Source organism: Mesorhizobium sp. M0292 (genome assembly GCF_040321695.1).
Classification (GTDB): domain Bacteria; phylum Pseudomonadota; class Alphaproteobacteria; order Rhizobiales; family Rhizobiaceae; genus Mesorhizobium.
In genome coordinates this window covers 165,307-190,755 of sequence record NZ_JAMYSB010000003.1, presented here as the reverse complement: position 1 = coordinate 190,755, position 25,449 = coordinate 165,307, and the positions used below count along the sequence as shown (strand labels likewise).

General features: G+C 62.7%; 32 protein-coding genes. 22 read left to right on the top strand and 10 right to left on the bottom strand.

Features of this window, described 5'->3' with window-relative positions; genetic code table 11:
• The first annotated feature begins 7 nt into the window (after positions 1-7).
• The 11 genes from NKI96_RS05835 (at position 8) to NKI96_RS05785 (ending at position 7,280) form a co-directional block, all read left to right on the top strand.
• Positions 8-952 (top strand): heme o synthase, encoded by a 945-nt coding sequence (locus NKI96_RS05835; protein ID WP_023668419.1) that lies wholly within the window; start codon positions 8-10, stop codon positions 950-952.
• The gene (locus NKI96_RS05830) at positions 949-1,104 is read left to right on the top strand and encodes a cytochrome c oxidase system small membrane protein (protein WP_023668418.1); all 156 of its coding nucleotides are present in this window, start codon (positions 949-951) and stop codon (positions 1,102-1,104) included. The genes NKI96_RS05835 and NKI96_RS05830 overlap by 4 nt, the downstream gene beginning before the upstream one ends.
• 8 nt (positions 1,105-1,112) lie before the next feature.
• Positions 1,113-1,739, top strand: a complete 627-nt coding sequence (locus NKI96_RS05825) for a cytochrome c oxidase assembly protein (protein WP_023692073.1) — start codon at positions 1,113-1,115, stop codon at positions 1,737-1,739.
• Position 1,740: 1 nt separating this feature from the next.
• On the top strand, positions 1,741-2,622 hold the full coding sequence (locus tag NKI96_RS05820) for a cytochrome c oxidase subunit 3 (protein ID WP_023668416.1): 882 nt from the start codon (positions 1,741-1,743) through the stop codon (positions 2,620-2,622).
• Between the two features lie 76 nt (positions 2,623-2,698).
• The gene (locus tag NKI96_RS05815) at positions 2,699-2,854 is read left to right on the top strand and encodes a hypothetical protein (RefSeq protein WP_352803270.1); all 156 of its coding nucleotides are present in this window, start codon (positions 2,699-2,701) and stop codon (positions 2,852-2,854) included.
• Complete coding sequence (locus NKI96_RS05810; RefSeq protein WP_023740707.1) at positions 2,851-3,237, top strand: DUF983 domain-containing protein; 387 nt, start codon at positions 2,851-2,853, stop codon at positions 3,235-3,237. The genes NKI96_RS05815 and NKI96_RS05810 overlap by 4 nt, the downstream gene beginning before the upstream one ends.
• Positions 3,234-3,989, top strand: coding sequence for an SURF1 family protein (locus NKI96_RS05805; protein ID WP_352803268.1), 756 nt, complete (start codon positions 3,234-3,236; stop codon positions 3,987-3,989). The genes NKI96_RS05810 and NKI96_RS05805 overlap by 4 nt, the downstream gene beginning before the upstream one ends.
• Positions 3,990-4,152: 163 nt before the next feature.
• Complete coding sequence (gene ispH, locus NKI96_RS05800; RefSeq protein WP_023692071.1) at positions 4,153-5,163, top strand: 4-hydroxy-3-methylbut-2-enyl diphosphate reductase; 1,011 nt, start codon at positions 4,153-4,155, stop codon at positions 5,161-5,163.
• Positions 5,164-5,170: 7 nt separating this feature from the next.
• Positions 5,171-6,133, top strand: a complete 963-nt coding sequence (locus NKI96_RS05795; protein ID WP_352803266.1) for a homoserine kinase — start codon at positions 5,171-5,173, stop codon at positions 6,131-6,133.
• A complete protein-coding gene (rnhA, locus tag NKI96_RS05790; protein ID WP_352512892.1) occupies positions 6,130-6,666 on the top strand; it encodes a ribonuclease HI in 537 nt (178 codons plus the stop codon). Before NKI96_RS05795 ends, rnhA begins: the two co-directional genes overlap by 4 nt.
• Positions 6,667-6,695: 29 nt before the next feature.
• Positions 6,696-7,280, top strand: a complete 585-nt coding sequence (locus NKI96_RS05785; RefSeq protein WP_023692069.1) for a histidine phosphatase family protein — start codon at positions 6,696-6,698, stop codon at positions 7,278-7,280.
• Between the two features lie 72 nt (positions 7,281-7,352).
• On the opposite strand, the gene NKI96_RS05780 is transcribed toward NKI96_RS05785, so the two are convergent.
• The 3 genes from NKI96_RS05780 to NKI96_RS05770 all read right to left on the bottom strand — a co-directional run bounded on the left by NKI96_RS05780 (position 7,353) and on the right by NKI96_RS05770 (position 9,319).
• Positions 7,353-7,832: a DUF2938 domain-containing protein gene (locus NKI96_RS05780; RefSeq protein WP_023692068.1), complete on the bottom strand. Its 480-nt coding sequence runs from the start codon at positions 7,830-7,832 to the stop codon at positions 7,353-7,355.
• Positions 7,833-7,919: 87 nt separating this feature from the next.
• Positions 7,920-8,402 (bottom strand): peroxiredoxin, encoded by a 483-nt coding sequence (locus tag NKI96_RS05775; RefSeq protein WP_023668407.1) that lies wholly within the window; start codon positions 8,400-8,402, stop codon positions 7,920-7,922.
• Positions 8,403-8,512: 110 nt separating this feature from the next.
• On the bottom strand, positions 8,513-9,319 hold the full coding sequence (locus NKI96_RS05770) for a protein-disulfide reductase DsbD domain-containing protein (protein ID WP_023692067.1): 807 nt from the start codon (positions 9,317-9,319) through the stop codon (positions 8,513-8,515).
• Positions 9,320-9,534: 215 nt separating this feature from the next.
• On the opposite strand from NKI96_RS05770, the gene NKI96_RS05765 reads away from it, so the two are divergent.
• The gene (locus tag NKI96_RS05765; protein ID WP_023668405.1) at positions 9,535-10,143 is read left to right on the top strand and encodes a YqgE/AlgH family protein; all 609 of its coding nucleotides are present in this window, start codon (positions 9,535-9,537) and stop codon (positions 10,141-10,143) included.
• Positions 10,144-10,339: 196 nt separating this feature from the next.
• Here the strand turns inward: NKI96_RS05765 and NKI96_RS05760 are convergent, their stop codons facing one another.
• From NKI96_RS05760 to thrC, 4 genes are read right to left on the bottom strand one after another with little or no spacing between them, the layout of a single operon-like run.
• Complete coding sequence (locus tag NKI96_RS05760; protein WP_023692066.1) at positions 10,340-13,228, bottom strand: EAL domain-containing protein; 2,889 nt, start codon at positions 13,226-13,228, stop codon at positions 10,340-10,342.
• Positions 13,229-13,231: 3 nt separating this feature from the next.
• Positions 13,232-13,828: a GNAT family N-acetyltransferase gene (locus tag NKI96_RS05755; protein ID WP_023668403.1), complete on the bottom strand. Its 597-nt coding sequence runs from the start codon at positions 13,826-13,828 to the stop codon at positions 13,232-13,234.
• Positions 13,829-13,842: 14 nt separating this feature from the next.
• A complete protein-coding gene (locus NKI96_RS05750; RefSeq protein ID WP_023668402.1) occupies positions 13,843-15,135 on the bottom strand; it encodes a M16 family metallopeptidase in 1,293 nt (430 codons plus the stop codon).
• Between the two features lie 14 nt (positions 15,136-15,149).
• Positions 15,150-16,547 carry a threonine synthase gene (gene thrC / locus NKI96_RS05745; protein ID WP_352803262.1) on the bottom strand — a complete coding sequence of 466 codons (1,398 nt, stop codon included), beginning with the start codon at positions 16,545-16,547 and terminating at the stop codon, positions 15,150-15,152.
• A gap of 128 nt (positions 16,548-16,675) precedes the next feature.
• Between thrC and NKI96_RS05740 the strand changes: the two genes are divergently transcribed.
• The 7 genes from NKI96_RS05740 (at position 16,676) to NKI96_RS05710 (ending at position 19,955) form a co-directional block, all read left to right on the top strand.
• A complete protein-coding gene (locus tag NKI96_RS05740; RefSeq protein WP_023687159.1) occupies positions 16,676-17,407 on the top strand; it encodes a hypothetical protein in 732 nt (243 codons plus the stop codon).
• 199 nt (positions 17,408-17,606) lie between these two features.
• A complete protein-coding gene (locus NKI96_RS05735) occupies positions 17,607-17,930 on the top strand; it encodes an ArsR/SmtB family transcription factor (RefSeq protein WP_023687160.1) in 324 nt (107 codons plus the stop codon).
• A complete protein-coding gene (locus NKI96_RS05730) occupies positions 17,927-18,352 on the top strand; it encodes an SRPBCC family protein (protein WP_023687161.1) in 426 nt (141 codons plus the stop codon). Before NKI96_RS05735 ends, NKI96_RS05730 begins: the two co-directional genes overlap by 4 nt.
• Positions 18,353-18,409: 57 nt before the next feature.
• Positions 18,410-18,802 (top strand): VOC family protein, encoded by a 393-nt coding sequence (locus NKI96_RS05725; RefSeq protein ID WP_023687162.1) that lies wholly within the window; start codon positions 18,410-18,412, stop codon positions 18,800-18,802.
• A gap of 24 nt (positions 18,803-18,826) precedes the next feature.
• Positions 18,827-19,048: a hypothetical protein gene (locus NKI96_RS05720; RefSeq protein ID WP_023668396.1), complete on the top strand. Its 222-nt coding sequence runs from the start codon at positions 18,827-18,829 to the stop codon at positions 19,046-19,048.
• 3 nt (positions 19,049-19,051) lie between these two features.
• The gene (locus tag NKI96_RS05715) at positions 19,052-19,510 is read left to right on the top strand and encodes a DUF1801 domain-containing protein (protein WP_352803259.1); all 459 of its coding nucleotides are present in this window, start codon (positions 19,052-19,054) and stop codon (positions 19,508-19,510) included.
• A gap of 13 nt (positions 19,511-19,523) precedes the next feature.
• A complete protein-coding gene (locus tag NKI96_RS05710; RefSeq protein ID WP_245260083.1) occupies positions 19,524-19,955 on the top strand; it encodes a DUF1801 domain-containing protein in 432 nt (143 codons plus the stop codon).
• A gap of 5 nt (positions 19,956-19,960) precedes the next feature.
• On the opposite strand, the gene NKI96_RS05705 is transcribed toward NKI96_RS05710, so the two are convergent.
• Entirely contained in the window at positions 19,961-20,647 is a 687-nt protein-coding gene (locus tag NKI96_RS05705; protein WP_023687164.1) for an HAD family hydrolase, read from the bottom strand.
• 187 nt (positions 20,648-20,834) lie between these two features.
• Between NKI96_RS05705 and NKI96_RS05700 the strand changes: the two genes are divergently transcribed.
• Entirely contained in the window at positions 20,835-21,968 is a 1,134-nt protein-coding gene (locus NKI96_RS05700; RefSeq protein ID WP_023687165.1) for a site-specific DNA-methyltransferase, read from the top strand.
• Positions 21,969-22,187: 219 nt separating this feature from the next.
• On the opposite strand, the gene NKI96_RS05695 is transcribed toward NKI96_RS05700, so the two are convergent.
• Positions 22,188-22,799, bottom strand: a complete 612-nt coding sequence (locus NKI96_RS05695; RefSeq protein ID WP_023687166.1) for an HAD family hydrolase — start codon at positions 22,797-22,799, stop codon at positions 22,188-22,190.
• Positions 22,800-22,821: 22 nt separating this feature from the next.
• The gene (gene mutY, locus NKI96_RS05690; RefSeq protein ID WP_023687167.1) at positions 22,822-23,943 is read right to left on the bottom strand and encodes an A/G-specific adenine glycosylase; all 1,122 of its coding nucleotides are present in this window, start codon (positions 23,941-23,943) and stop codon (positions 22,822-22,824) included.
• A 50-nt stretch (positions 23,944-23,993) separates the two neighbouring features.
• Here mutY and NKI96_RS05685 point away from each other — a divergent pair, with 50 nt between their 5' ends.
• Both NKI96_RS05685 and NKI96_RS05680 read left to right on the top strand, forming a co-directional pair.
• Positions 23,994-24,500 carry a DUF721 domain-containing protein gene (locus tag NKI96_RS05685; protein WP_023687168.1) on the top strand — a complete coding sequence of 169 codons (507 nt, stop codon included), beginning with the start codon at positions 23,994-23,996 and terminating at the stop codon, positions 24,498-24,500.
• A gap of 167 nt (positions 24,501-24,667) precedes the next feature.
• A complete protein-coding gene (locus NKI96_RS05680) occupies positions 24,668-25,399 on the top strand; it encodes a DsbA family protein (protein WP_023687169.1) in 732 nt (243 codons plus the stop codon).
• Positions 25,400-25,449: the final 50 nt, after the last annotated feature.

The following is a 25,449-nucleotide window of genomic DNA, read 5'->3' as shown; positions in this document are numbered from 1 at the left end:
TGTACGCATGGCCCTTGTCGACGACCCAATGATTGACGAAGCGGGCTTTCGCATGTCGGAAGCCACGTCGGGCGATTTCTTCGCCCTGCTGAAGCCGCGCGTCATGTCGCTGGTGGTGTTCACGGCCTTTGTCGGCATGGTCGCTGCGCCCGTGACCATCAACCCGCTGCTGGCGGTGATCGCCATCCTGGCCATTGCCATCGGCGCCGGCGCCTCGGGTGCGCTCAACATGTGGTACGACGCCGACATCGATGCGGTGATGAGCCGGACCGCCGGCCGCCCGGTACCGTCCGGCCGCATCCTGCCCGGCGAAGCCCTGAGCTTCGGCCTTGTGCTTTCGGTGCTGTCGGTGATGACGCTGGGCGTGCTGGTCAACTGGCTGTCGGCGGCGCTGCTTGCCTTCACCATCTTCTTCTACGCCGTCGTCTACACGATGTGGCTGAAGCGCTCGACGCCGCAGAACATCGTCATCGGCGGCGCCGCCGGCGCCATCCCGCCGGTCATCGGCTGGGCCGCGGTGACCGGAACGGTGAGCCTGGAAAGCCTCGTTCTGTTCCTGATCATCTTCCTGTGGACGCCGCCGCACTTCTGGGCGCTGGCGCTGTTCAAGTCCGACGACTACGCCAAGGCCGGCATCCCGATGATGCCGAACGTTGCCGGCCAGGCCTCGACCCGCCGCCAGATCTTTGCCTACGCCCTGATCCTGGCGCCGATCGGCGTGCTGCCCTGGGTGCTCGGTTTCACTACCGCCTTCTATGGCGTCGCATCAGTGGCTCTCGGCGCCGGCTTCGTCTGGTATGCCTGGAAAGTGCTGTGCATGACCGATAGCGACCGCGTCATGAAGCCGGCCAAGGCTCTGTTCGCCTATTCGCTGCTCTACCTCTTCGCCATCTTCGCCATCTATCTTGCCGACTGTGTCGTCGGTCGCGCTTTGGCCATCGGTGGAGCATGACCATGATCGACAAGAAGCTTGAACTGGTCACGCTGACCGAAAGCCAGAAGAAGGCGCGGCGCAACCGTTCGGCGGCGATCGGCGTCGCGCTGGCGATTCTGGTCGTCATCTTCTACGTCGCGACCATCGTGAAATTCGGCCATACCGGATGAGGCCGATGATGACCCGCCAGACCGTGACCGATCCCAGGAAGAAGAACACCAACCGCGTCGTCGCCGCCGTCTGCGTCGCCTTCTTCGGCGGCATGATCGGCATGGCCTACGCCGCGGTGCCGCTCTACAAGATGTTCTGCCAGGCCACCGGCTATGGCGGCACGACGCAGCGCGCCGAAAAGCAATATGCCGGCCGCATCCTCGACCGCGACATCACCGTACGCTTCGACGCCAACACCAACGGCATTCCCTGGCAGTTCCAGCCGGTCGCCCGCTCGGTCACCATCAAGATCGGCGAGACGACGCAGGCGCATTACAGCGCCACCAACAAGTTCGACCGCGCCGTTACCGGCCGCGCCACCTTCAACGTGCAGCCGGAACTGGCGGGCCCCTACTTCAACAAGGTCGAGTGTTTCTGCTTCACCGACACGACGCTAAAGCCCGGCGAGACGCTGGACATGCCGGTCGTGTTCTATGTGGATCCCGATATCGTCAACGTGCCGGAACTGAAGGACTTGAAGACGATCACCCTGTCCTACACGATGTTCCCGGTCCAAAAGAACAAGCCGGTGGCGTCATCGACGCCGGACAGCAGCAGCAAAGTTTCAGATACCGAAGCAAATCTCGGGGGTTGATATGGCAGACGCGCACGCAAAACCACAACACGACTACCATCTCGTCAACCCGAGCCCGTGGCCCTTCCTGGGGTCGATCGGCGCGCTGGTGACTGCAGTCGGCGGCGTCGCCCTGATGCAGTATCTCAAGAACGGCGATTTTCCAATTTTCGGCCACAACATCGCCAATCCATGGCTGTTCTTCATCGGCCTGGTCATCGTCCTCTACACGATGTTTGCCTGGTGGTCGGACACCATCAAGGAAGCGCATGAGGGCCACCATACGCGCGTCGTGTCGCTGCATCTGCGCTACGGCATGATCATGTTCATCGCTTCGGAAGTGATGTTCTTCGTTGCCTGGTTCTGGGCCTATTTCGATGCCAGCCTGTTTCCGAGCGAAGTGCAGAATTACGCCCGCACCGCTTTCACTGGCGGCGTCTGGCCGCCGAAGGGTCTTGAAGTCCTCGATCCGTTCCATCTGCCGCTCTACAACACCATCATCCTGCTTCTGTCGGGCACCACGGTGACATGGGCGCACCATTCGCTCATCCATGGCGACCGCAAGGGCCTGATCAACGGCCTGGTGCTGACCGTCGGCCTCGGCATGCTGTTCACCATGGTGCAGGCCTACGAGTACATGCACGCTCCGTTCGGCTTCAAGGATTCCATCTACGGCGCCACCTTCTTCATGGCGACCGGCTTCCATGGCTTCCACGTCATCATCGGCACCATCTTCCTGCTGGTCTGCCTGATCCGCGCCTGGAAAGGCGACTTCACGCCCAAGCAGCATTTCGGCTTCGAGGCGGCTGCCTGGTACTGGCACTTCGTCGACGTGGTCTGGCTGTTCCTGTTCGCATCGATCTACGTCTGGGGATCGGTCGGCGCGGTGATCGAAGGCCACTGACGGCTTCACCGAACCGACAAATCAGAAGGGCGCTCGCGGCAACGCGGTCGCCTTTCTTCTTTTCGGCGCCTCATCAATGGCCAACGAATTCGGCTGGTCGGGCTGGCTGCTTCAATTGGTCGACTGGACCGATGGCTGCATTGGGGTTACCGACTGCGACATGGACGAAATCTGGACGATTGCCGGATGGAACGCTGATCGAAATCGAGCCGTAAAGCATGACTATCCATGAGTGAAGATAGGGCGATCTGGCCACCCATCGAGCCGATCTCGGCCGGCCTGCACGGACGCTGCCCGCGCTGCGGCGAAGGACGGCTGTTTTCCGGCTTCCTCACGGTCGGCAAGCGCTGCAACAATTGCGGCCTCGACTATTCCTACGCCGATGCCGGCGACGGCCCGGCGGTGTTCGTCATCCTGATCATCGGCTTCATCGTCGTTGGGCTGGCGCTGTGGGTGGAGGTGAAGCTGAGCCCGCCGCTGTGGCTGCATTTCATCATCTGGATACCGCTGGCCGTGGCGCTGTGCCTGACGGCGCTGAGGCTGATCAAGGGGGTGCTGCTGACGCTTCAATACGCCAACAAGGCGGCCGAAGGCCGCCTGGACCAGGGGCAATGAACGAGGCACTGACCAAGCCCAGCGGCCGTTCGCGGCCGAAGACGGCATTGCTGCTCGGCCTCGGCCTGGTGGTGTTCGTCATCCTGCTCGGGCTTGGCACATGGCAGGTGCAGCGCCTGTACTGGAAGGAAGCCCTTCTGCAGACCATCGACCAGCGCACCCATTCAGCGCCGCGGCCGCTGGCGGACGTCGAGAAGGAATTCGACGCCACCGGTGATGTCGACTACACGCCGGTCACCGTCAGCGGGACGTTCCTGCACTCCGGCGAGCGGCATTTTTACGCCACATGGGACGGCGACGCCGGCTTCAACGTCTACACCCCGCTGGCCCTCGACGATGGCCGCTATATCCTGATCAACCGCGGCTTCGTTCCCTATGATCTCAAGGATGCCGCCAAGCGCCCTCAAGGGCAGGTGACCGGCAAGGTCACGGTCACCGGCCTGGCGCGCAACCCGCTGCCGGGCAAGCCGTCGATGATGCTGCCCGACAATGACGTGGCCAAGAACATCTTCTACTGGAAGGATCGTGATGTCATGGCGGCGAGTGCCGGCCTGCCGGCTGGCGCCGTGCTGGTGCCGATCTTCATCGACGCCGACAAGACGCCGAACCCGGGCGGGCTGCCGGTCGGCGGCGTCACCATCATCGACCTGCCGAACTCTCATCTGCAATATGCCTTCACCTGGTATGGCCTGGCGGCGGCTCTTGCCGCGGTTCTGATCGTCAGGCTGCGCCGTCCGGCAAAGACTGAATGATCCAGAGCATCATCCCGAAAAGTGGGAACCGGTTTTCGGACAAGATCATGCTCCAACAAAGAGTTAGATCAGGCTGACCATTCAACCTGATCTCAACTGCCCTTGACAGGGCAGGGGTGCACACCTCATTTCGCGTCACGATACGATCAACCGATCTGGAATCATGCTGCAGACCGCCACAAAACCACCGCTGACGATCCGGCTCTGCCAGCCGCGCGGCTTTTGCGCCGGTGTCGACCGCGCGATCCAGATCGTCGTGCTGGCGTTGAAGAAATACGGCGCGCCGGTCTATGTCCGCCACGAGATCGTGCACAACCGCTATGTCGTCGAGGGCCTGCAAAGCCTTGGCGCGGTTTTCATCGAGGAACTCTCGGAAATCCCGGCCGAGCACCGCAAGTCGCCGGTTGTCTTCTCGGCCCACGGCGTGCCGAAATCGGTGCCGGCCGACGCCAAGGCACGCGAGCTCTTCTATCTCGACGCCACCTGCCCGCTGGTGTCCAAGGTGCACAAGCAGGCGATGCGCCATCAGCGGCTCGGCCGCCATGTGCTTCTGATCGGCCATGCCGGCCATCCCGAAGTGATCGGCACCATGGGCCAACTGGCTGAAGGCGCCGTCACGCTGATCGAGACCGAAGCCGACGCTGGGACCTTTGCCCCCGCCGACCCGGAAGCGCTCGGCTTCGTAAGCCAGACAACGTTGTCGGTCGAAGACACTGCCGGCATATTGCGGGTGCTGCAGGAGCGCTTCCCGCAACTGCATGCACCGGCCGCCGAATCGATCTGCTACGCCACCACCAACCGCCAGGAAGCGGTCAAGGAAACCGCCGCCGGCGCCGATCTCTATCTGATCGTCGGTGCGCCCAATTCCTCCAATTCGCGCCGTCTTGTCGAAGTGGCGGAGCGCGCCGGCGCCACCATGTCGCTTCTCGTACAGCGCGCCGCCGAAATTCCGTGGAATGACATCACAAATATCTCGACGCTCGGCCTGTCTGCCGGCGCGTCGGCGCCGGAGATCATCGTCGACGAGATCATCGACGCCTTCCGCCAGCGCTTCGAGGTGAACATCGACCTGGCGATCACGGCCACCGAAACGGAGGATTTTCCAGTCATGCGGGTTCTGCGCGATGTCGAACTGACGCGGGCCGACATGGCCTTCGTCAACGGAGCCGCGTGAACAGCCCATGGCGGTCTACACCGACGTCAATGAGGGCGAACTCGGCGCGTTCCTGAGGGCATATCCAGTCGGCGAACTCTTGTCCTACAAGGGTATCGCCGAAGGCACGGAGAATTCGAATTTCCTGCTGCACACCTCAAGCGGCTCTTACATACTGACGCTCTACGAGAAGCGCGTCGACAAGGCCGACCTGCCGTTCTTCCTCGGCCTGATGGGCCATCTCGCCCGCAAAGGCATTTCCTGTCCGCTGCCGGTGACCGCGCATGACGGCACCGTCATCGGCACGCTGGCCGGCCGTCCCGCGGTCATCATCACCTTCCTCGAAGGCCTGTCGCTGCGGCGGCCGACAGCGGCGCATTGCGCCGAGGTCGGCAAGGCGCTCGCGGCCCTGCATTTGGCCGGGCAGGATTTTGCGATGACGCGTGACAACGCACTGGCCATCGAGGGCTGGCGCAAATTGTGGAACGCCTCGCGCGACCGAGCCGACGAGGTCGAGCCGGGACTGGCGGCCGAGGTCGACGCCGATTTCGCGGATTTCGAACGCCATTGGCCGCAGGGCCTTCCTGCCGGCATCATCCATGCCGATCTGTTTCCCGACAATGTCTTCTTCCTCGGCGAGAAACTGTCCGGCCTCATCGACTTCTATTTCGCCTGCCACGACCTCTACGCCTATGACGTCGCCACCTGTCTCAACGCCTGGTGTTTCGAGAAGGATTTCTCCTTCAACCTGACCAAAGGCACGGCGCTGCTGGCCGGCTATCGGAGCGTGCGGCCTTTGAGCGAGGGCGAGAAAGCAGCGCTGCCGATGCTTTCGCGCGGCTCGGCGCTGCGCTTTATGCTGACCCGGCTCTATGACTGGCTGACCGTTCCCGACGGCGGGCTGGTCATGAAGCGCGATCCGACCGAATATATCCGCCGCATGCGCTTCCACCGCGCGATCAAGTCGCCTTCGGAATACGGACTGACATGACCAAGCAGGTTGAAATCTTCACCGACGGTGCCTGCTCGGGCAATCCCGGTCCCGGCGGCTGGGGCGCCATCCTGCGCTTCAACGGCAAGACCAGGGAATTGTCGGGCGGCGAGGCCGAGACGACCAATAACCGTATGGAGCTGCTGGCCGCCATCTCGGCGCTGAATGCGCTGAAGGAGCCGTGCGCCGTCGAGCTTCACACCGACAGCAAATATGTCATGGACGGTATCTCCAAATGGATCCACGGCTGGAAGAAAAACGGCTGGAAGACCGCTGACAGGAAGCCGGTCAAGAACGGTGAACTGTGGCAGGCGCTGGATGAGGCCAATCGGCGCCACAAGGTGACCTGGAACTGGGTCAAGGGCCATGCCGGCCACACCGAGAACGAACGCGCCGACGAACTCGCAAGGGAAGGTATGGCGCCGTTCAAGAGGGGCTCAGCCAAACCTGCGGCGCCGAAAGTGGCGCTGAAGCCGGCGGCATCCGAGAAGCAGCCGGCGCCACGGGCACGGCGCTCGACCCAAAGCTATTGAGCTCAAGCTATCGGCAGGGGATCTCACTCATGCCGATCGTATACTACATCACCCATCCCCAGGTTCAGATCGATGCCAACGTTCCCGTGCCGCACTGGGGGCTATCCGAGATCGGACGAGCGCGAGCATCAGCCATGCTCGATCAGCCATGGGTCGGATCGATCCGCCGTGTCGTCTCGTCGGCCGAGCGCAAGGCGATCGAAACCGCCGAGATTCTTGGCAAACACCTCGGCCTCGCGGTCGAGGTGAGGGAGCGCATGCATGAGAACGATCGGTCGGCAACCGGCTTCCTGCCGCCGCCGGAGTTCGAGGCGGTCGCCGACCAGTTCTTCGCCGACCCGCACAAAAGCATCCGCGGCTGGGAGCGGGCCATCGATGCCCAGCAACGCATTGTCAGCGAGGTCGAAACGGTGCTGGGTGCTGCCGATGGCGGCGACATTGCCTTCGTCGGCCATGGCGGCGTCGGAACATTGCTGCTGCTCTCGCTCAGCGGCCGCGCAATCAGCCGCGCGGCGGACCAGCCGGCCGGCGGTGGTAATTACTTCGCCTATGATGTCGGCACGCGCCGCGTCGTCCACGGATGGCGGCCGATAGACAGTCTGGCGCCGCGCTAAAGCGGATGTCAGGAGATCATCGATACCGTAGCCGCGATGAAGCCGCGCGCGACCAGCGGATAGAACCCGTCCTCAGCGGATCAGCAGGGCCGTGCCGTAGAGGCCGAGCGCGAACACCGTGTGCGAGATCACGTTGAAGGCGCGGATCTGTATCGCGTTGGGGCGCTTTGAGGCGGCCCAGCCGGCGCCCATGCCGGGCGCCAGCAGGAACCAGCCGGCGCCGATGGTGACCATGCCGAGGATGAAGGCCGGCAGGAAGGTCGGCGCGTCCAGCCATGCCCTGCCCACCAGCGCCACCAGGATGAAGCCGTAGACGATGCCGGTAACATAGTGGAAAGCCCAGCCCAGCGCCTGCTCATGCGCATAGGGTGCGGCTTGGGCGATATCGTCGTGGAAAACCTTGCCTTCCCTAAGGTGCCAGACCCAGCGGCCGGGCGGCCCCCAGTTCGGCCGCGGCTGGCTGAGCGCCAGATGCAGGAACAGCGCCCAAAGATCCATCAGCACCGTGGCGCCGATGCCAATCGCAATGCTGCGCCAGATGATGTCAAACATCGTCGATGTCCCCCAAAGCAGGCAATCCGGCTGGAAGCGCGTGGTCGTCAGGCCATGGCGCTCATGAGCCGAGGCGGCCGCCGCGGTTTAGAGCTGGCTCAGAATGTGAGCGGCACCCGATGTGTCGACTCCTGGCTTGGTCTCGACATTGAGCGCCGTGACCTTGCCGTTGTCGACGATCATCGAGAAGCGCTTCGAGCGCAATCCCATGCCGCCGCTGGAATAGTCGGAGTCGAGGCCGATCGACTTGGCGAAGTCGCCATTGCCGTCGGCGAGATAGAGGATCTTGCCTTGACCGCCGGTGAAATTGGCCCAGGCGCCCATGACATGGACATCGTTGACGGACACGACGGCGATGGTGTCGACGCCGCGGGCCAGGATGGCATCGTGGTTCTCGAGATAGCCCGGCAGATGATTGTTGCTGCAGGTCGGCGTGAAGGCGCCTGGAACACCGAACAGCACGACCTTCTTGCCCGCGAAAATCTCGGCCGAGGTGATCACCTTGGCGCCGTCGGCGGTCATTTCCTTGAAGGTCGCATCGGGCAGTTTGTCGCCAACGGCAATCGTCATGATGGTCCTCGTGTGAAAAGCAGGGAAGGTTTCTTGCGATAGCGAAATCGGCCATCTCCCGCAACCGCCGACAAGGCCTGGATCAAGGGAAAGCCTGGATCGGGTCGGTATCAGGGAAACGGCAGAACGCCCTCGACCGCGCCTTCGGCACTTGTCAGGGTGTAATACAACCCGCCATCGGTCGGTGTCGTCGACGGCCGGTCGAGGATCGGAATGGTAAACACAAGCCGGCCGTCCTTCTCGTTGCGCGCAGGCGCCCCGAACATATAGTCGCGACCCCCGGCGACGAATAAATCCGCCGCCTCCGGATCGCCGGGAAAAGTCGCCTCGACGATCAGCGTCTCATGGTCGCCCGGCAGCACCTTGATCCCGAAATCGGGCTTGGCAGGCGCGGGCAAGGTGGCGAGTGCCGCCTTCACCAGCGCCGCATCCTCGGCATTGTCGGGATCGGCGGCGGGATCGACGCTCAGTCGCGTCTGCACCGGAATACAGATCGTCTCGCAGATGCCGAGAAAGATGTCGGCATCGATGACGGCCGCATCCCCAGGCGACGACAAAGTGAATGTCACCGGCAGCGAGACCGGATGGTTGTAGCCGGCCCATTTGCCGTAGCCGTCGTCATGGCGTTGCGGCGGCGGGAAGGAAAACGCCGCATCGGTGATGTTGGTGCTGGCCGAAACGTCGATCTGCGGCGGCACGCCGGCGTCGCCCGGATCACGCCAATAGGTCTTCCAGCCGGGCTTGAGCGCGATGTCGAGCACGCCATGGATGCGGCCTGCCTCGTCGGCCTTGCCTGATGTCACCAGCCGCACCTTGCCCCCTTCGCTGTTGTACCAGTCGGAAGACGAGGCGGCGGCGGGAATAGCTGCTCCGCATCCGATGGCGGCGCCGAGCAGCAGGATTTTCAAGCTTTGCATGGCGTTGATTTGATCGTCAGTTCATGGCCGCGCAATGTTTTCATGGCGCTCTGCGTATCATATTTGCGTGACCTTCGGGCAAGGAACAGTTGGATTCAAGCAATCGGCCGAGCAAAGTTCGCAGTCAAGATTCCGTTGTTCCAACCGTTGGGCTTTGGCCGAATCGCACGCGGCGCATCTTTTCGGCGTCCCGGAAACGCGTTACGCTCCCGTCCATGGACTTGTTGCGCCACAAAAAGACGGCCGGTGGACGCGGCTTTCTTGACGACCAGTTTCTGATTGCCATGCCCGGCATGAAGGACGATCGCTTCACGCGCTCGGTCATCTACATCTGTGCGCACAGCGATGAAGGCGCCATGGGCCTGATCATCAACCAGACGCAGCAGATGCTGTTTCCCGATCTTCTGGTGCAGCTCGGCATCATGAACGAGCAGGAGGCGATCAGGCTGCCGGCGCAGGCTCGCGACTTCGTCGTGCGCAATGGCGGCCCCGTCGACCGCAGCCGCGGCTTCGTCCTGCACTCGGGCGACTACCGGGTGGAATCCTCGCTCACCGTCTCCGACGATATCTGCCTGACCGCGACGGTCGACATATTGCGCGCCATCTCGTCCGGCCGCGGCCCGCGGCGCGCATTGATGGCGCTCGGCTATTCCGGCTGGGGCGCCGGCCAGCTGGAAACCGAGATCGCCGAGAATGGCTGGCTGACCTGTCCGGCGACGCCCGAGCTTCTGTTCGACGCCGACATCGAGCGCAAATACGACCGCATCCTGGCATCGATCGGGATTGATCTGGCGCATCTGAGCCTGGCCGCGGGGCACGCCTGAGGCCTCGCATTTGCCGACGTTCCGCCGAACCTTCGCGACTAGCCGAAGCCGCCCGCCACTTTCGTCATCCTAGGGTCTGCGCTGCGTCGCTGCGCTCCTTGCTTCACCCCAGGATGACGAAGGCGCGGTCGCTTCAGCTAATTTTAGGGGTTCATTCCAATGTAACCACGCGCCTGCACGACGCATGCCTCACCCATCACGCCTGCGTCATCGGGTACTGCTCTTTCAACGCCTTCAGCACCTGGTCGCCTGGCATCGGCGCGCCGAACATGAAGCTTTGCACATATTCGCAGCCCATCTGGCGCAGTTCCAGCGCATCGCTTTCGTCGGAGATGCCCTCGGCCACCACCGACAGGCCGAGTTCATGCGCCATGTTGACCATGGATTTGAGCAGCACCGCCCGCTTCGGCGTCGCGTCGTCGACGAAGCTCTTGTCGATCTTGATGGTGTCGAAGGGGAAGCGGGTCAGATAGGCGAGCGAGGAATAGCCGGTGCCGAAATCGTCCAGCGACAGGCCGATGCCGAGCTGTTTGAGCTTGGTCAGCACATGCGAGGTTTGCTCTGGATTGTCCATGACCAGCGATTCGGTAAGTTCGAGCCGGAAGCAGCGCGGCTTCAGATTGGCGCGCGCGATGACCGAGCGGACATCGCTGACCAGGTCGCGGCGGATCAGCTGGCGGCTGGACAGATTGACCGACACCGACAGCGGCGTGTCGCCGATCTGCTTTTGCCAGCCGGCGAGGTCCTCGGCCGCCTGCTGCATGGCAAACAGCCCAAGCTGCACGATCAGGCCGCAGCTTTCGGCGACCGGAATGAAATCGCCCGGCGGGATCATGCCGCGGCGCGGATGGTCCCAACGCAGCAGCGCTTCGAAGCCGGCAATGCTGCCATCCTCCAGCCGCACGATCGGCTGGTAGGCAAGGGTGAATTCGCGCCGCTCGATGGCGCGGCGCAGATCGGATTCGAATTGCAGCCGGTCGGTGCCGACGGTGCGGAAGGCCGGCCGGAACGGTTCGATCCTGTCGCCGCCGAAGCGCTTGGCCTGGTGCATGGCAAGCTCGGCGTCCTTGACCATGTCTTCTGCCGAAGTCTGCGCCGAGGTCCAGGTGATCAGGCCGATCGAGGCAGTCAGCACGATCTCGCGCTTGGCGAAGGTGATCGGGTTGTTGATGGCGTGCTTGATGGCGTCTGCCACCGCCGCGATGCGGGAGGGTTCCTGTTCGGAGAGCAGCATCAGGGCGAACTGGTCACCGGCAAAGCGCGACAGCGAATCCTTCGGTTTCAACAGCCGGTGCAAGCGGCGCGCAATGGTGAGCAGGATGGTGTCGCCGGCCGAGATGCCAAGCCCGTCATTGACCTGCTTGAAACGGTCGATGTCGATGACGAAGACGGTGGGGCGCACCTTCTCTTCGGTACGCGCGATCGAGATGATGGCTTCCAGCCGGTTCATCAGAAGTTCGCGGTTGGGCAGGCCGGTCAGATTGTCGTGAACGGCATCGTGCAGCAGCCTTTCCTCGGACTTTTTCTGCTCGGTAACGTCGACCATGGTGCCGACGCAGCGAATCACTTCGCCATCCGAGCCGATCACCGGCCGCGCCCGAAGCAAGAACCAGTGGTAGTGCCCGTCGGCGCCGCGCAGGCGGAAATTCTGCGAGACCCGGCCGCGCCGATGTTCGAGCACCACGTCGAGCGTGGTGCGGAACGTGTCGCGGTCGTCGGCATGCAGCACCGGCAGCCAGTTGCGGGCCGCACCCCCCAGGCTGTTGGGCGCCAGGCCAAGCTGGATGCTGACGTCGGGCTTGGTGACGACGCGGTCGCGCAGCACGTCCCAGTCCCACACCGTGTCGCCGGAACCGGCGACGGCCAGCGCCTGGCGCTCGAGATCGGAGAACAGGCCCTGATGCAGCGCGCCGCCGGCAAAGGCATGCTGCATGACGGTGAAGCCGATCAAAAGGATGATCAGGATCAGCCCGCCGCCCAATGCCGGCTGGGCGATGTCGTTGTCGAGCATGCCGGTGATCGCCATCCACGACCCGCACAGCCATAGCAGCACCATCACCCAACTGGGCACCAGCATGATCGCACGGTCGTAACCACGAAGACCGAGCAGGATGATGAGGCCGAGCCCGGTCAGCGCGGTGGCGGCAAAGGACAGCCGGGCAATACCGGCGGCGACGGCCGGATCGATGATGGCCACACCCGCGATCAGCACCAGGCCGAGAATCCAGACCAGCGCGCCATAGCTGAAATGGCCGTGCCATCGGTTGAGGTTGAGATAGGCGAACAGGAACACCACGAAGGTCGCCGCAAGCGCCACCTCCGTTCCCGCCCGCCACATCTGCTCGTTCCCGGGCGATATCTCTATGATCTTGTTTAGAAAGCCGAAATCGACGCAGATATAGGCAAGTACCGCCCACGCAAGTGCGGCTGTCGCCGGAAACATCGAGGTTCCCTTGACCACGAACAGAATTGTCAGGAACAGCGCCAGAAGGCCGGCAATGCCGATGACGATGCCGCGGAACAGCGTATAGGAATTGACCGAGTCCTTGTAGGCTTCCGGCTCCCATAGATAGACCTGCGGCAGCTTCGGCGAGGCGAGTTCGGCGATGAAGGTGATCACCGTTCCCGGGTTCAGCGTCACCCGGAACACGTCGGCGTCGGAGCTTGACTGGCGGTCGAGCGCGAAGCCCTCGCTGGGTGTGATCGCGGCGATGCGGGTGGCGCCGAGATCGGGCCAGAAGATGCCGGAATTCACCAGCCTGAAATGCGGCGCCACGATCAGCCGGTCGAGCTGCTGGTCGGTGGTGTTGGCGAGCGCGAACACCGCCCAGTCGCCGCTCGAGCGCGCGTCATTGGCCTCGACCTCGATGCGCCGCACGATGCCGTCGGGACCGGGCGCGGTCGACACCTGGAAGTTTTCGCCCTGATTGACGTAGATCTGGACGGCGCGCGACAGGTCGAGCGCGACATCGTCGCGGGCAATCTTGATCGGTTCGACGGCGAAGGCCGGGAGCGCCGCGCAAAGCGTGACGACAGCCGCCAGAAAAAAGGCCAACAGCGACCCGTTTCGCAGGAAATTCGTCAAAAATCAGTCCTTCGTTCCAGCGCCCGGCGGATCGTCCGCGATCCGGGCGTAGAGGTAGTGGTCCTGCCAGATGCCGTTGATCCTGAGGTAGGATCGCAGAAGTCCTTCGCGCCGGAATCCGGCTTTTTCAAGCACGCGGATCGACCGGACATTGTCGGGAATACAGGCAGCTTCGATCCGGTGCAACCTCAGCGTATCGAAGGCGAAGCGGCAGACCACCTTGACCGCGTCGGTCATCAGGCCGCGGCCGCCGAACCGCTCCCCGATCCAGTAGCCGACATGGCCGCTTTGCGAGACGCCGTGGCGGATATTGCCGAGCGTAATGCCGCCTGCAAGCTTGCCGCTCGCCTTCTCGAAGATGAAGAAGGCGATGGCGGTTCCCTGCGCATAGTCTTCGCGGTAGCGGCCGATGCGCAGCCGCCAGGCGGTGCGGTCGAGTTCATCGGGCGTCCAGCGGGGCTCCCACGGTTCGAGGAAGGCACGGCTTTCGCCGCGCACCGCCGACCATTCGCGATAGTCGTTGGTGTAGGGCACGCGCAGCATGACCCGGTCGCCTTTCAGTGCCGGCAGGTCACGGCGAAAGAAAGGGAGCGCGAACACCGGCGCTTGAAGGCTTAGACGGCGAGCTTGCGGGCCGTGGTGTGCGTGCCCGCAAGCGAATCGAGAATCGCCTCATAGGGCGCGAGCGTACCCACCGGTCCAACCGCAGTCAGCGTCGGCTTGGTCGAAAACAGCCGTGACGACAGGTCGGTCAGCCGCTCGACGGTCAGCGCCGACAGCCGTTCCATCAACTCCTCCTTGGCGATCGGCCGGCCGAACAGAAGCAACTGCCTGGCGATCTGCGAGGCGCGGCTGGCCGGGCTTTCAGCCGACATGATCAGGCCGGCGCGGTATTGCGCGCGGGCGCGGTCGAGCTCTTCCTGAAGGATATTCTCGCCGGCCTTCTGCAGCTCGTCGATAATGACCGGAACCAGTTCGGCAATGTCGCTCTGCCCGGTCGCGGCATGAACGCCGAAGATGCCGGTATCGGAAAAACCCCAGTGGAAGGCATAGACCGAATAGCACAGGCCACGCTTTTCGCGGACCTCCTGGAACAGCCGGGACGACATGCCGCCGCCGAGGATCATCGACAGCACCTGCGAAGCGTAGAAATCGCGCACATGATAGGCTCGGCCTTCGAAGCCGAGCACGATCTGCGCGTCCATCAGGTCGCGATCTTCGCGGAAATCGCCTCCGACATACTGCGCATATTGGGGCATCGTGCTGTCGGACTTGCTGCGGAAACCGCCGAGCTGTTTTTCGACCTCGCGCACGAAATTGTCATGCTTGATGTCGCCGGCCGCCACGATCACCATCTTCTCGGCGCCATACTGGCGCTCGATGAAATCATGCAGCTGTTTGGAGGTGAAGGATTTGACGGTTTCCGGCGTGCCGAGGATCGAGCGGCCGATCGTCTGGTGGCGGAAGGCGGTCTCGGTGAAACGGTCGAAGACGATGTCGTCGGGCGTGTCGTGCGCGGCGCCGATCTCCTGCAGGATCACATGCTGCTCGCGCTCCAGTTCCTCCGGGTCGAATTCGGACTCCTGCAGGATATCGGCAAGGATATCCACCGCCAGCGGCACATCGTCGGACAGCACCCTGGCGTAATAGGACGTCGTCTCGACTGATGTGGCGGCATTGATCTCGCCGCCGACATCCTCGATTTCCGAGGCGATCTCGAAGGCCGTCCGCCTTTTCGTACCCTTGAAGGCCATATGCTCGAGCAGATGGGCCATTCCGTGCTCGTCGTCACGCTCATTGCGGGCGCCGGACTTGACCCAGGCGCCAAGGGCAACGGATTCGAGGCTTGGAAGGGTTTCGGTGGCGACTGTCAGGCCGTTCGACAGACGGCTTACCTCAACACCCATATAGCAAGTACTCCCTAACGCGCTGCCCTTGAGTGGCTGCTCACGTAATCTTCCACCATTTTCAGGTCGGATGGAAGTACCGTGTACTTTTCGTCGGCTGACATCAAGGACCCCAGCCATGCCGGCAGGGCCGGCGACACGCCGCAGGCGGCTTCGACCGCGGCCGGGAACTTGGCCGGGTGCGCCGTGCCCAGCACCACCATCGGCACTGCACCCTCAGCCTTGCCGGCGGCGACATGCACGGCCGCGGCCGTGTGCGGATCGAGCAGATAATTGCTGGATTCGAGCGTTGAACGGATGGTGGCGGCAACCTCGTCCATATCAGCGCGTCCGGCGTCGAATTCGGACCGCATCCGGTCGATTTCTGCGGTTTCGATGGTGAAGGCGCCGGATTGCTTGAGGCCGGCCATGTAACGCCGCACCGTCTCTGCGTTACGGTCGCAGGCCTCGAACAGCAGTCGCTCGAAGTTCGACGATACCTGGATGTCCATCGATGGCGACGTCGTCGCAAACACACCCTTGGTGCGGTATTCACCGGTCGCGAAAGTGCGCGCCAATATGTCGTTGTCGTTGGTGGCGACGATCAGCCGCTCGATCGGCAGGCCCATATTCTTGGCGGCGTAACCGGCGAAAATATCGCCGAAATTGCCGGTCGGCACGGTAAAGGAGACCGGCCTGTCCGGCGCGCCGAGCGAAAGCGCCGAGGAAAAATAATAGACGATCTGGGCCATGATGCGGGCCCAGTTGATCGAATTGACGCCCGACAGCGACACGCGATCACGAAAACGATGATCGTTGAACATATCCTTCAGCAGGCCCTGGCAATCGTCGAAATTGCCTTCGATCGCCAGCGCCTGGACGTTGGCGGCAGTCGATGTCGTCATCTGCCGCTGCTGCACCGGCGAGACGCGGCCATGCGGGAACATCACGAAAATGTCAGTTCGGTCGCGGCCGGCGAAGGCATCGATGGCGGCGCCGCCAGTGTCACCCGAGGTCGCGCCGACGATGGTGGCGCGCTGGCCACGCTCAGTCAGTACATGGTCCATCAGCCGGGCAAGCAGCTGCATGGCAACGTCCTTGAAGGCCAGCGTCGGACCGTGGAAGAGCTCGAGGATGAACGTGTTGGCGCCGGTCTGCACCAGCGGGCAGACGGCCCGGTGGCGGAAGTTGGCATAGGCTTCTCGCACCAGGCGCTCGAAGACGGGTGCGGCGATCTCGCCGCCGAGGAAGGGCGTCAGCACGCGGATGGCGAGGTCCGCATAGGGCAGGCCGCGCATGGCGCGGATCTCGGCTGCCGAAAACTGCGGCCATGTCTGCGGCACATAAAGCCCGCCGTCGCGGGCCAGCCCCGCCAGCACCGCATCGGCAAATCCAAGCACGGGCGCATCCCCGCGGGTACTCACATAGCGCATCGTCAAAGGTCCATTGCTGCCGCCGGTTTCATCCACGGCAATTGGTTAATTTTCCGAGCCGCCTCAGTCGCATTTTTGCCGTGGCGTTGCTATACGTCACCAACTTTGCGAGAGGGAAGTGCAGTTTCATGGCGTTTCATAAGTTCAACCGTCGCTTTGTCGCGGGTCTGGCGCTAACCGGCTTTATGCTTGCCGCCGCCGGTTGCCAATCGAGCGACAATGGCATCCTCAATCTCGGTTTCGGCAAGAAGACCGACCCGAATGCGCCAATACCGCCTCAGGATCCCAAGGTTCTCGCCAGCCAGTTGCAGGCCTACTGCCCGAAAGTGACGGTGCGTGACGGCACCGCATACTTCAATACCTACGCCAAGGGCGCGCCGCAGCCGAAAAAGAAAAAGGCTGATGCAACACAGGATGCCGAGGCCGCTGCCGCCGCGCAGACGGCGCCTGACGGCTCCATCGTCGATCCGAACAAGGATCCGGCCAAGATCATCTACCAGGCCTCGATCAGCGATGTGAGCCGCGATTGCAGCCGTGCCAACGGCCAGTTGACGATGAAGGTTGGCGTTGCCGGCAAGATCGTGCCGGGACCGCTGTTCGCCCCCGGCACCATCACCATGCCGATCCGCATTGCCGTCATGCACGGCCCCGACGTGCTTTATTCGCAGATCCACCCCTATCAGATCCAGGTCAGCGATCCCTCGACCGCCACCCAGTTCGTGTTCACCGATCCCAACGTCGTCGTGCCCGAACCCTCCGCCCGGGATTACACTGTCTATGCCGGCTATGACGACACCGCGCCGGCGGCGGTGGACAAGAAGTCCGGCAAGAAAAAGAAGCGCGCTCCGGCGACGAACTAAGCGCCTGGGCGCCGTCGCTGCTGCGACGGTGCCGGTCAACTCTTTGAAAGATCCAAACGATCCGATCGTAATCCTGCAGGCGTGCGCCTGCGGCAGGTCGCGTCTGCGCTTTAATCTCGATCCATTCCGCCAGCGCACTTGACTCATCCATATCCCGGCGGTTATACGTCAATCAATAGCTCGCAGGTTATTGATCCCGATGCCGGACGCCCACGATACTTTGTTCAGAACGCTTGCCGACCCGACCCGGCGGGCCATCTTCGAGCGCTTGTGCCGCCAAGGTGAGCAGACCGTGGGGGCGCTGACGGCGCAGTCCGGGGTCTCGCAACCGGCGGTGTCGAAGCATCTCGGCGTCCTGAAGCTGGCCGGCCTGGTGCGTGACCGCCACGCCGGACGCCAGACCCACTACAGCGCGCAGCCCGAGGCACTTGGTCCGCTGACCGACTGGACAGTTCAAATGACAGGATTCTGGGAGAGCCGCTTCGATGATCTCGAGAACCTGCTGAAAAGGATGGACCAGTGAGCAATCCCGAACTGCGCACCGTCGTCGTCGAACGTGAAATATCCTGGCCGGCGGAGAAGATCTGGCGCGCGTTGACGCAGCCGCATCTGATGGAGGATTGGCTCATGAAGAACGATTTCAAGCCTGTCGTCGGCCACAGCTTCAATCTTCGCGGCGACTGGGGCGGCGTGCTCGACTGCGAGGTGCTGGCCATCGAGCAAAACAGGACGCTGTCCTACAGCTGGGATTTTGCGCATGAGGATGCCGCCTACAATCTGAAGAGCGTGGTGACGTTCACGCTCACACCCACGAGCTCGGGAACCCATCTGCGCGTCGAGCAGTCGGGCTTCCATCCGAGCCAGAAGCAGGCCTATGGCGGCGCCAGGGCCGGGTGGCAGCAATTCCTCACCAAGCTGGAGCAGGTCCTGGCGAAGCCGGATTGAAGCCTGCCGGTACCATGCCCTGATCGCGGGGCACCGAATGCAAAAAGGAGGAAATCGATGAAGATCAAGCTGACCAGCGTCTATGTGGACAACCAGGACAACGCACTGCGCTTCTACACCGACGTGCTGGGCTTTGCTGTGAAGGCCGACTTCAGCAATGGGGCTTTTCGTTGGCTGACCGTCATCTCACCCGATGAGCCCGAGGGAGCCGAGCTACAGCTGGCGCTCAACGACAACCCGGCCGCCAAGGCCTACCAGCAGGCCATCTTCAAGCAGGGGCAGCCCGCGCTCATGCTGTTCACCGACGACGTCAAGGGTGATTACGAGCGCATCAAGGGACGCGGCGGTGCGTTCGCCATGGCGCCGACAGAAGTGACCGGCTCGACCATCGCCCAGCTCAACGACAGCTGCGGCAATCTCATCCAGATCACCCAACTGGCGCGTTGGTAGGCGCTGGTTCAAGAGGAAGTTGCAATGAACTTGAGCAAATGGATACGTCAAACCCATCGTTGGCTGTCGATCATCTTCACGCTGACCGTGGCAGCCAATTTCATCACCATGGCGTTCGGGCAACCTCCGGCCTGGGTGGTCTATTCGCCGCTGCTGCCGCTATTCCTGCTGCTGTTCAGCGGCCTCTACATGTTCGTGCTGCCTTACGTCGCGAGATCGCGTGGCGAGCAGGGCGCGCAAGGGTAGGACATGGCCAAGGCGCCGGGAAAATCGAAGGTCGCAAAACCGGCCCCAGACAAGCCGGAAAAGCCGGTCCTGCTTTCGGGCGGCAACCCGCAGATCCCTAAGGTCTATGGGGACGCTCCGGTGCAGGCATATATTGCCGCCATGCCGGGCTGGAAAAGCGATGTCGGGTGCCGGATCGACGCACTTATCGTCAGCGCCTTCCCCGGCGTCTGCAAGGCGGTGAAGTGGAACTCACCGTTCTATGGCATCGAGGGCGACGGTTGGTTCCTCAGCCTGCATTGCTTCACCAGATACGTCAAAGTCGCCTTCTTTCGCGGCACGTCGCTCGATCCTGTGCCTCCCGGCGGTTCCAGGCAAAAGGAAGTGCGCTATCTCGACATCCATGAAGGCGAAGAGATCGACGAAGCCCGCTTCGCCTCCTGGGTGAAGCAGGCCAGCCGATTGCCCGGCGAGAAGATGTGAACGGAGGCAGACCATGAAGATCAGCATGTCGAGCAAGGACGAGGGAGGCGCCTCTGCCTCCGAGCGGATAGATGCCCGAATCCGGGAGCTGGACGATTGGCGGGGCAAGACGTTGGCCAGCCTGCGCAAGACCATCCTCGACGCCGACCCGGAAATCATCGAGGAGTGGAAGTGGATGGGCAGCCCGGTATGGTCACGCGACGGCATGATCGCCGTCGGCAACGCTCACAAGGACAAGGTGAAGCTGACCTTTTCTCACGGTGCCAGCCTGCCGGATCCCGACAGGCTGTTCAACAACGGGCTCAACGGCAAGGTGTGGCGCGCCATCGATGTGTCGGAGGGCGACGTGATCGATGCGGATGCGCTGAAAGCGCTCGTCCGCGCCGCGATTGCCTACAACAGGGCTAAGAAGAAACCGGCCAGGTCGGCCAAAGCCAAGGACTGATCGGTTCAGGCGTCCGACCACTCCGACAGAGCGGCAATCACACTTTTCAGTTCGGCCCAGCGGCGGATGACGGTTTCGGCTCCGGCTTCGGTCAGCACATCGGCATGGCCGGGATAGCTGTGCGCGGCGCCGGTGAAGCCGATCACGCGCATGCCGGCGGCCCTGGCGCCGGTGACGCCGTGCACCGAATCCTCGATGACGAAGGTGTTTGCCGGATTGGCGTTGAGTTGCTCCGCCGCGATCAGGAACACATCCGGCGCGGGCTTGGTTTTCTTGCTTGGTACTTCCAGCGCTGAAAAAATCCGGCCGGCGAAGAACGGCAGCAGGCCCACTTTCTCGAGCATGAACTCGATCCGCTCCAAGCGTGAGTTCGAGCAGACGCAGCGCGGCGCGGTGACCGCGGCGACCGCCTCGCGCACGCCGTCGATGGCGCGCACGTCGCTGCGCAGTTTGCGGTCGACCAGCTCTTCGGCCCGGTCGATCATCGAGGCCTGGAACGGGATGGCGGATTTTTGCTCGACCCGCATCATGATGTCCTTGAAGGTCAGTCCGGCATAGGTTTCGGCGTATTCCTCAGCCGAAATTTCATATCCGGCCAAGGTCAGCAATTCGGCCTCGACGCGGGCTGCGATGATTTCGGAATCGACGAGCACGCCGTCGCAATCGAAGATGACAAGATCTGGCTGGGGCATGGCAATCCGAACGAGGAGGGTGATGGAGGCCCGGCAAGGCTCAAGCGGCGCGACATACACCAACGGGCCGGGCTGCGCAAATTGACGACGTCAGGGCTGCCTGGACCGTTGCGTCCTTCACCGAATATTTACGCTGATCGGTAACCATAACGGGGAGTAAACAGTAACGCGTGCCTTGGGTGTAAAAATGTCTGCCGTGCGTCTTCTCGCCGACCTCTCCCACGCCCCCCAGCAATCCGAGTGGCTGGACACGATCCTCAAGGGCGATTGTGTCGCCGCGCTCGACCGGCTGCCGGAAAAATCCATCGACGTCATCTTCGCCGATCCGCCTTACAATCTGCAGCTCGACGGCGATTTGCACCGGCCCGACCAGTCCAAGGTCGACGCCGTCGACGATGACTGGGACCAGTTCGAGAGTTTCGAGGCCTATGACGCCTTCACCCGCGCCTGGCTCCTGGCGGCACGCCGCGTGCTGAAGCCGAATGGCACCATCTGGGTCATCGGCTCCTACCACAACATCTTCCGCGTCGGCGCCAAGATGCAGGATCTCGGCTTCTGGATCCTCAACGATGTCGTCTGGCGCAAGACCAACCCAATGCCGAATTTCCGCGGTCGCCGCTTCCAGAACGCGCATGAGACCATGATCTGGGCCTCGCGCGACCAGAAGGGCAAGGGCTACACCTTCAATTACGAAGCGATGAAGGCATCGAACGACGACATCCAGATGCGCTCCGACTGGCTGTTCCCGATCTGCACTGGCGGCGAGCGGCTGAAGAACGACAATGGCGACAAGCTGCATCCGACGCAGAAGCCGGAAGCGCTGCTCGCCCGCATCATGATGGCCTCGACCAAGCCGGGCGACATCGTGCTCGACCCGTTTTTCGGCTCCGGCACCACCGGCGCCGTGGCCAAGCGGCTTGGCCGCCATTTCGTCGGCATCGAGCGCGAACAGGCCTATATCGACGCCGCCAATGAGCGCATCGATGCGGTGCGGCCGCTGGAAAGCGCCGATCTCGCCGTGCTCACCGGCAAGCGCGCCGAGCCGCGCGTCGCCTTTGTCAGCCTCATCGATACCGGGCTTATGCAGCCCGGCGCCACGCTTTACGATGCCAAGAAGCGCTGGTCGGCCAAGGTACGCGCCGACGGCACGGTTGCCATCGGTGACAGCGCCGGCTCGATCCACAAGATCGGCGCCGAAGTGCAGGGCCTGGACGCCTGCAACGGCTGGACCTTCTGGCACTATGAGCGCTCGGGCGGCCTGACCCCGATCGACGAACTGCGCCGCATCGCCAGGCTCGGTATGGAGCGCGCAGGGGCTTGAGATTCAAGGTTTAAATTCGGCGCTCTACGACGGCCCCCCTCTGCCCTGCCGGGCATCTCCCCCTCAAGGGGGGAGATTGCTGTCATCAACGCTTTCGCCAATTTTTGATCTTGCAAGGTGAGAACGGCCGCAGCGGCTGCTGATCTCCCCCCTTGAGGGGGAGATGGCCGGCAGGCCAGAGGGGGGCGCCGTAGAGCGTTACTTCGGCCCTCCGCGCATTCACACCGCGATCCCATACCCCGCAAGATCTGCCCGCAGCGTTTTTGCATCCGTGAACAGCACCGACTGCCAGCCGGCGGCCCTGGCGCCATCGACATTTCTGGGGCTGTCGTCGATGAACAGCGTGGCTGACGGTTCGAGACCGAACGCGGCGACGTGATGGTCGTAGATGGCGCGGTCGGGCTTGATCTCACGGATATCGGCCGACACGGTCACGCCGCGCGGGCGGCTGAGGAAATCGAAGCGCAGTCTTGCCTCGGCAAGTGTGTCGGCGGCGAAGTTCGTCAGCATGGTCACGTCGTGGCCGCTCTCGATCAGGCCGAGCATGATGGCGACGCTGTCCTCATAGGCATGCGGCACCATGTCGTTCCAATAGCGTCGGAAATTGCGAATGTTTTCAGCATGATCCGGGTAATCCGCGATCAGCAGCGCTTCCGCCTCTTCCCACGTCCGGCCACGGTCCTGCTCGATGTTCCAGTCATGCGTGCAGACATTGTCGAAGAACCACTTGCGCTCTTCGGCATCGGGAATGAGGCGGCTGAACGGAATGTTCGGATCGTAGTGGAGCAAGACGCGGCCGATGTCGAACACGATATGGCGGATTTCAGTCATTTCTGGCCTTTCAAAGCGAATGCTAGTCAATGGGGCGGTGCTTTTTGGTTGCGCCCGGTATCGCTGCTTCGATGACCTTTTTCATGACCGTCGGCAGCGCTTCTCCGGAAATGTCATGGGCCAGCGACCAGAAATGCCCTTCCGGCGCATCACTTTTCACTTGAGCGTGAAAGACTTCGAGCTCGAGCGCGAAATGGGTGAAGACATGCGCGATCTCTCCAGCGCGCCGCCAGTCGGCAGGGAAGGGCGCTGCCTCCGAAGTGGTTGCACCGTCGATCCGCGCTGTCCAACCTGTGGTCGGCACCTCGGTCATGCCGCCGAGCAGGCCCTTGTCAGGCCGCTTGCGCAACAGGATGGCGCCGTCGCCGCGCTCGGCGACGAAGGCGGCACCCCGCCTGAGTGGTTTGTCGACCTTGGGCAGGCGGACCGGGAAGCGCTCGGGGTCGCCGGACAGGATGGCGCTGCAATCCTCGCGCACCGGGCACAGCATGCAGCGCGGCCGTCTTGGCGCGCAGATCGTAGCGCCGAGGTCCATCATCGCCTGGGCGAAATCGCCCGGCCTTGTCTGCGGAACCAGTCTTGCGACGAGCGCGCGGATTTCAGGCTTTGCCTCGCTGAGCGGCGTTGCGATCGAATAGAGCCGCGAGATGACACGTTCGACATTGCCGTCGACGACCGCCGCCGGACGGTCGAAGGCGATCGCCGCGATCGCCGCCGCCGTATAGGCGCCGATCCCCGGCAATTCCCTCAATCCCGTTTCGTTGTCGGGAAAACGGCCGCCCTGGCTCGCAACCAGATCGGCGCAGGCCTTGAGGTTGCGCGCCCGTGAATAATAGCCGAGCCCGGCCCAGGCCTTCATCACATCCTCGGCCGGCGCAGCCGCCAGCGCCTTCACATCAGGCCATTTCTCGACAAAGGCGCGAAAATAGGATTTTACCGCTTCGACCGTGGTCTGCTGCAGCATCACTTCCGAAAGCCAGATGCGATAGGGGTCCGGCCGTGCACCGCCGGCCGCGGCGTGCGGCGTGATCCGCCACGGCAGTTCGCGATGGTGCGCGTCGTACCAGGCAAGCAGACGCGCGGCGATCTCTCCCGATAGAGTTGGTCCGGATGCGGCCTTGCGGGTCTGTTCGTGCAGTGCCATTGATCGCGGGCTGGCTCTAGGCTGGTGAGGAGCGTGGCTGGAGAACGTACATGGCAGGGAGAACGCCTTACGGCAATCCCGTTCCGGTGAGCGATCTCGCGACCGCGATCCTCGACCCCGTGCTGCGCAAGCGGGCCGGCATTTCGATCGGGCTGGTGCAGTCATGGGAAGAGATCGCCGGCCCCAGGCTCGCCGGCCATTCGCGCCCCGAAAAAATCCAGTGGCCGCGCCGCATGCATGAGGACGATCCGTTCGAGCCGGCGGTGCTGGTCATCGCCTGCGAGGGCATGGCCGCGCTGCACCTACAGCACGAGACCGGCGAGATCATCAACCGCGTCAATGCCTTTCTCGGCTTCAACGCGATCGGCAGGATCCGGATCGTGCAAAAGCCGGTGCTGAGGGACAAAGCCCGGCCGAAACCGACGCCGAGAGCACTGACTTCTGTCGAAAAGGCCAAATTGTCGGATACCGTCGGCAAGATCGAGGATGAAGGCTTGCGCGCCTCGCTGGAGCGTCTTGGCGCCACAATTCTTGGCCAAAGGAAGCGGCCAAGGTAATCAACCGGCAATCAGTCGGTCATGAACGCGTCATCTATCTCGCGCATTCGTGATCCTGCATGTAGAGTTTGGCGATTGGAATGGGGACGGCGATGCCTTAATTCCCGCCAACTCTCGCCTTTTCTAGCCTTTGCGTTGCAAAATCAAACCACAGTCAGGTGATTCGCATGAACCGTAGCTTGTCCCGCAGAAACCTCCTGTCTTCGCTGGCCGTCATTCCGGCAGTGGCTATGCTCGCCGCATGCAGCGATTCAGGCGAGGATGCCAAAGCAGCGGATGTGAAGCCTGCGGCTCCCGCGGTGCCTGCTTCGACGCCTGCCACTCCGGCCGCCGTCAAGGTCCCGGAGTCTTCCGGCAATGTCGACATGGCCGAACTGCTGAAGCCCGGCGCTTTGCCCGACAAGCAGCTCGGCAAGGATGACGCCAAGGTCACCATCGTCGAATATGCTTCGATGACCTGCCCGCATTGTGCGCATTTCGCCGCGACCACCTTCCCTGAGTTGAAGACCAAATACATCGACACCGGCAAGGCGCGTTACATCCTGCGCGAATTCCCGTTCGATCCGAGCGCCGAGGCCGGTTTCATGCTGGCGCGCTGTTCGAAGGACAATTATTTCCCGATGGTCGACGTGCTGTTCAAGCAGCAGGCCAACTGGGTCGGCGTCAACAATACCAAGGATGCGCTGCTGCAGATCTCCAAGCTCGCCGGTTTTACACAGGAGTCCTTCGAGGCCTGCTTGACGGACCAGAAACTTCTGGACGATGTGAGATCGGTCCAGAAGCGCGGCGCCGATGAATTCAAGGTCGACTCGACACCGACCTTCTTCATCAACGGGAAAACCTACAAAGGTGCGATGTCGATTGAGGAAATATCGGCCATCATCGACCCTCTGCTCTGACGTCCAGGCGGCGCCGGAGCGACTGCGCTTCGGCGTCAGCGCACCTTTGT

Bases quoted from the DNA above. Each gene is read 5' to 3' on its own strand.
- NKI96_RS05795 (WP_352803266.1), top strand. From the start codon at position 5,171: ATGGCGGTCTACACCGACGTCAATGAGGGCGAACTCGGCGCGTTCCTG.
- NKI96_RS05780 (WP_023692068.1), bottom strand. From the start codon at position 7,832: ATGTTTGACATCATCTGGCGCAGCATTGCGATTGGCATCGGCGCCACG.
- ispH (WP_023692071.1), top strand. From the start codon at position 4,153: ATGCTGCAGACCGCCACAAAACCACCGCTGACGATCCGGCTCTGCCAG.
- NKI96_RS05835 (WP_023668419.1), top strand. From the start codon at position 8: ATGGCCCTTGTCGACGACCCAATGATTGACGAAGCGGGCTTTCGCATG.
- NKI96_RS05750 (WP_023668402.1), bottom strand. From the start codon at position 15,135: ATGGGTGTTGAGGTAAGCCGTCTGTCGAACGGCCTGACAGTCGCCACC.
- NKI96_RS05725 (WP_023687162.1), top strand. From the start codon at position 18,410: ATGAAGATCAAGCTGACCAGCGTCTATGTGGACAACCAGGACAACGCA.
- NKI96_RS05695 (WP_023687166.1), bottom strand. From the start codon at position 22,799: ATGACTGAAATCCGCCATATCGTGTTCGACATCGGCCGCGTCTTGCTC.
- NKI96_RS05705 (WP_023687164.1), bottom strand. From the start codon at position 20,647: ATGCCCCAGCCAGATCTTGTCATCTTCGATTGCGACGGCGTGCTCGTC.
- NKI96_RS05770 (WP_023692067.1), bottom strand. From the start codon at position 9,319: ATGCAAAGCTTGAAAATCCTGCTGCTCGGCGCCGCCATCGGATGCGGA.
- rnhA (WP_352512892.1), top strand. From the start codon at position 6,130: ATGACCAAGCAGGTTGAAATCTTCACCGACGGTGCCTGCTCGGGCAAT.
- NKI96_RS05825 (WP_023692073.1), top strand. From the start codon at position 1,113: ATGACCCGCCAGACCGTGACCGATCCCAGGAAGAAGAACACCAACCGC.
- NKI96_RS05700 (WP_023687165.1), top strand. From the start codon at position 20,835: ATGTCTGCCGTGCGTCTTCTCGCCGACCTCTCCCACGCCCCCCAGCAA.
- NKI96_RS05785 (WP_023692069.1), top strand. From the start codon at position 6,696: ATGCCGATCGTATACTACATCACCCATCCCCAGGTTCAGATCGATGCC.
- NKI96_RS05810 (WP_023740707.1), top strand. From the start codon at position 2,851: ATGAGTGAAGATAGGGCGATCTGGCCACCCATCGAGCCGATCTCGGCC.
- NKI96_RS05820 (WP_023668416.1), top strand. From the start codon at position 1,741: ATGGCAGACGCGCACGCAAAACCACAACACGACTACCATCTCGTCAAC.
- NKI96_RS05720 (WP_023668396.1), top strand. From the start codon at position 18,827: ATGAACTTGAGCAAATGGATACGTCAAACCCATCGTTGGCTGTCGATC.
- NKI96_RS05830 (WP_023668418.1), top strand. From the start codon at position 949: ATGACCATGATCGACAAGAAGCTTGAACTGGTCACGCTGACCGAAAGC.
- NKI96_RS05775 (WP_023668407.1), bottom strand. From the start codon at position 8,402: ATGACGATTGCCGTTGGCGACAAACTGCCCGATGCGACCTTCAAGGAA.
- NKI96_RS05735 (WP_023687160.1), top strand. From the start codon at position 17,607: ATGCCGGACGCCCACGATACTTTGTTCAGAACGCTTGCCGACCCGACC.
- NKI96_RS05765 (WP_023668405.1), top strand. From the start codon at position 9,535: ATGGACTTGTTGCGCCACAAAAAGACGGCCGGTGGACGCGGCTTTCTT.
- NKI96_RS05805 (WP_352803268.1), top strand. From the start codon at position 3,234: ATGAACGAGGCACTGACCAAGCCCAGCGGCCGTTCGCGGCCGAAGACG.
- NKI96_RS05710 (WP_245260083.1), top strand. From the start codon at position 19,524: ATGAAGATCAGCATGTCGAGCAAGGACGAGGGAGGCGCCTCTGCCTCC.
- thrC (WP_352803262.1), bottom strand. From the start codon at position 16,547: ATGCGCTATGTGAGTACCCGCGGGGATGCGCCCGTGCTTGGATTTGCC.
- NKI96_RS05685 (WP_023687168.1), top strand. From the start codon at position 23,994: ATGGCAGGGAGAACGCCTTACGGCAATCCCGTTCCGGTGAGCGATCTC.
- NKI96_RS05815 (WP_352803270.1), top strand. From the start codon at position 2,699: ATGGCCAACGAATTCGGCTGGTCGGGCTGGCTGCTTCAATTGGTCGAC.
- NKI96_RS05740 (WP_023687159.1), top strand. From the start codon at position 16,676: ATGGCGTTTCATAAGTTCAACCGTCGCTTTGTCGCGGGTCTGGCGCTA.
- NKI96_RS05715 (WP_352803259.1), top strand. From the start codon at position 19,052: ATGGCCAAGGCGCCGGGAAAATCGAAGGTCGCAAAACCGGCCCCAGAC.
- mutY (WP_023687167.1), bottom strand. From the start codon at position 23,943: ATGGCACTGCACGAACAGACCCGCAAGGCCGCATCCGGACCAACTCTA.
- NKI96_RS05680 (WP_023687169.1), top strand. From the start codon at position 24,668: ATGAACCGTAGCTTGTCCCGCAGAAACCTCCTGTCTTCGCTGGCCGTC.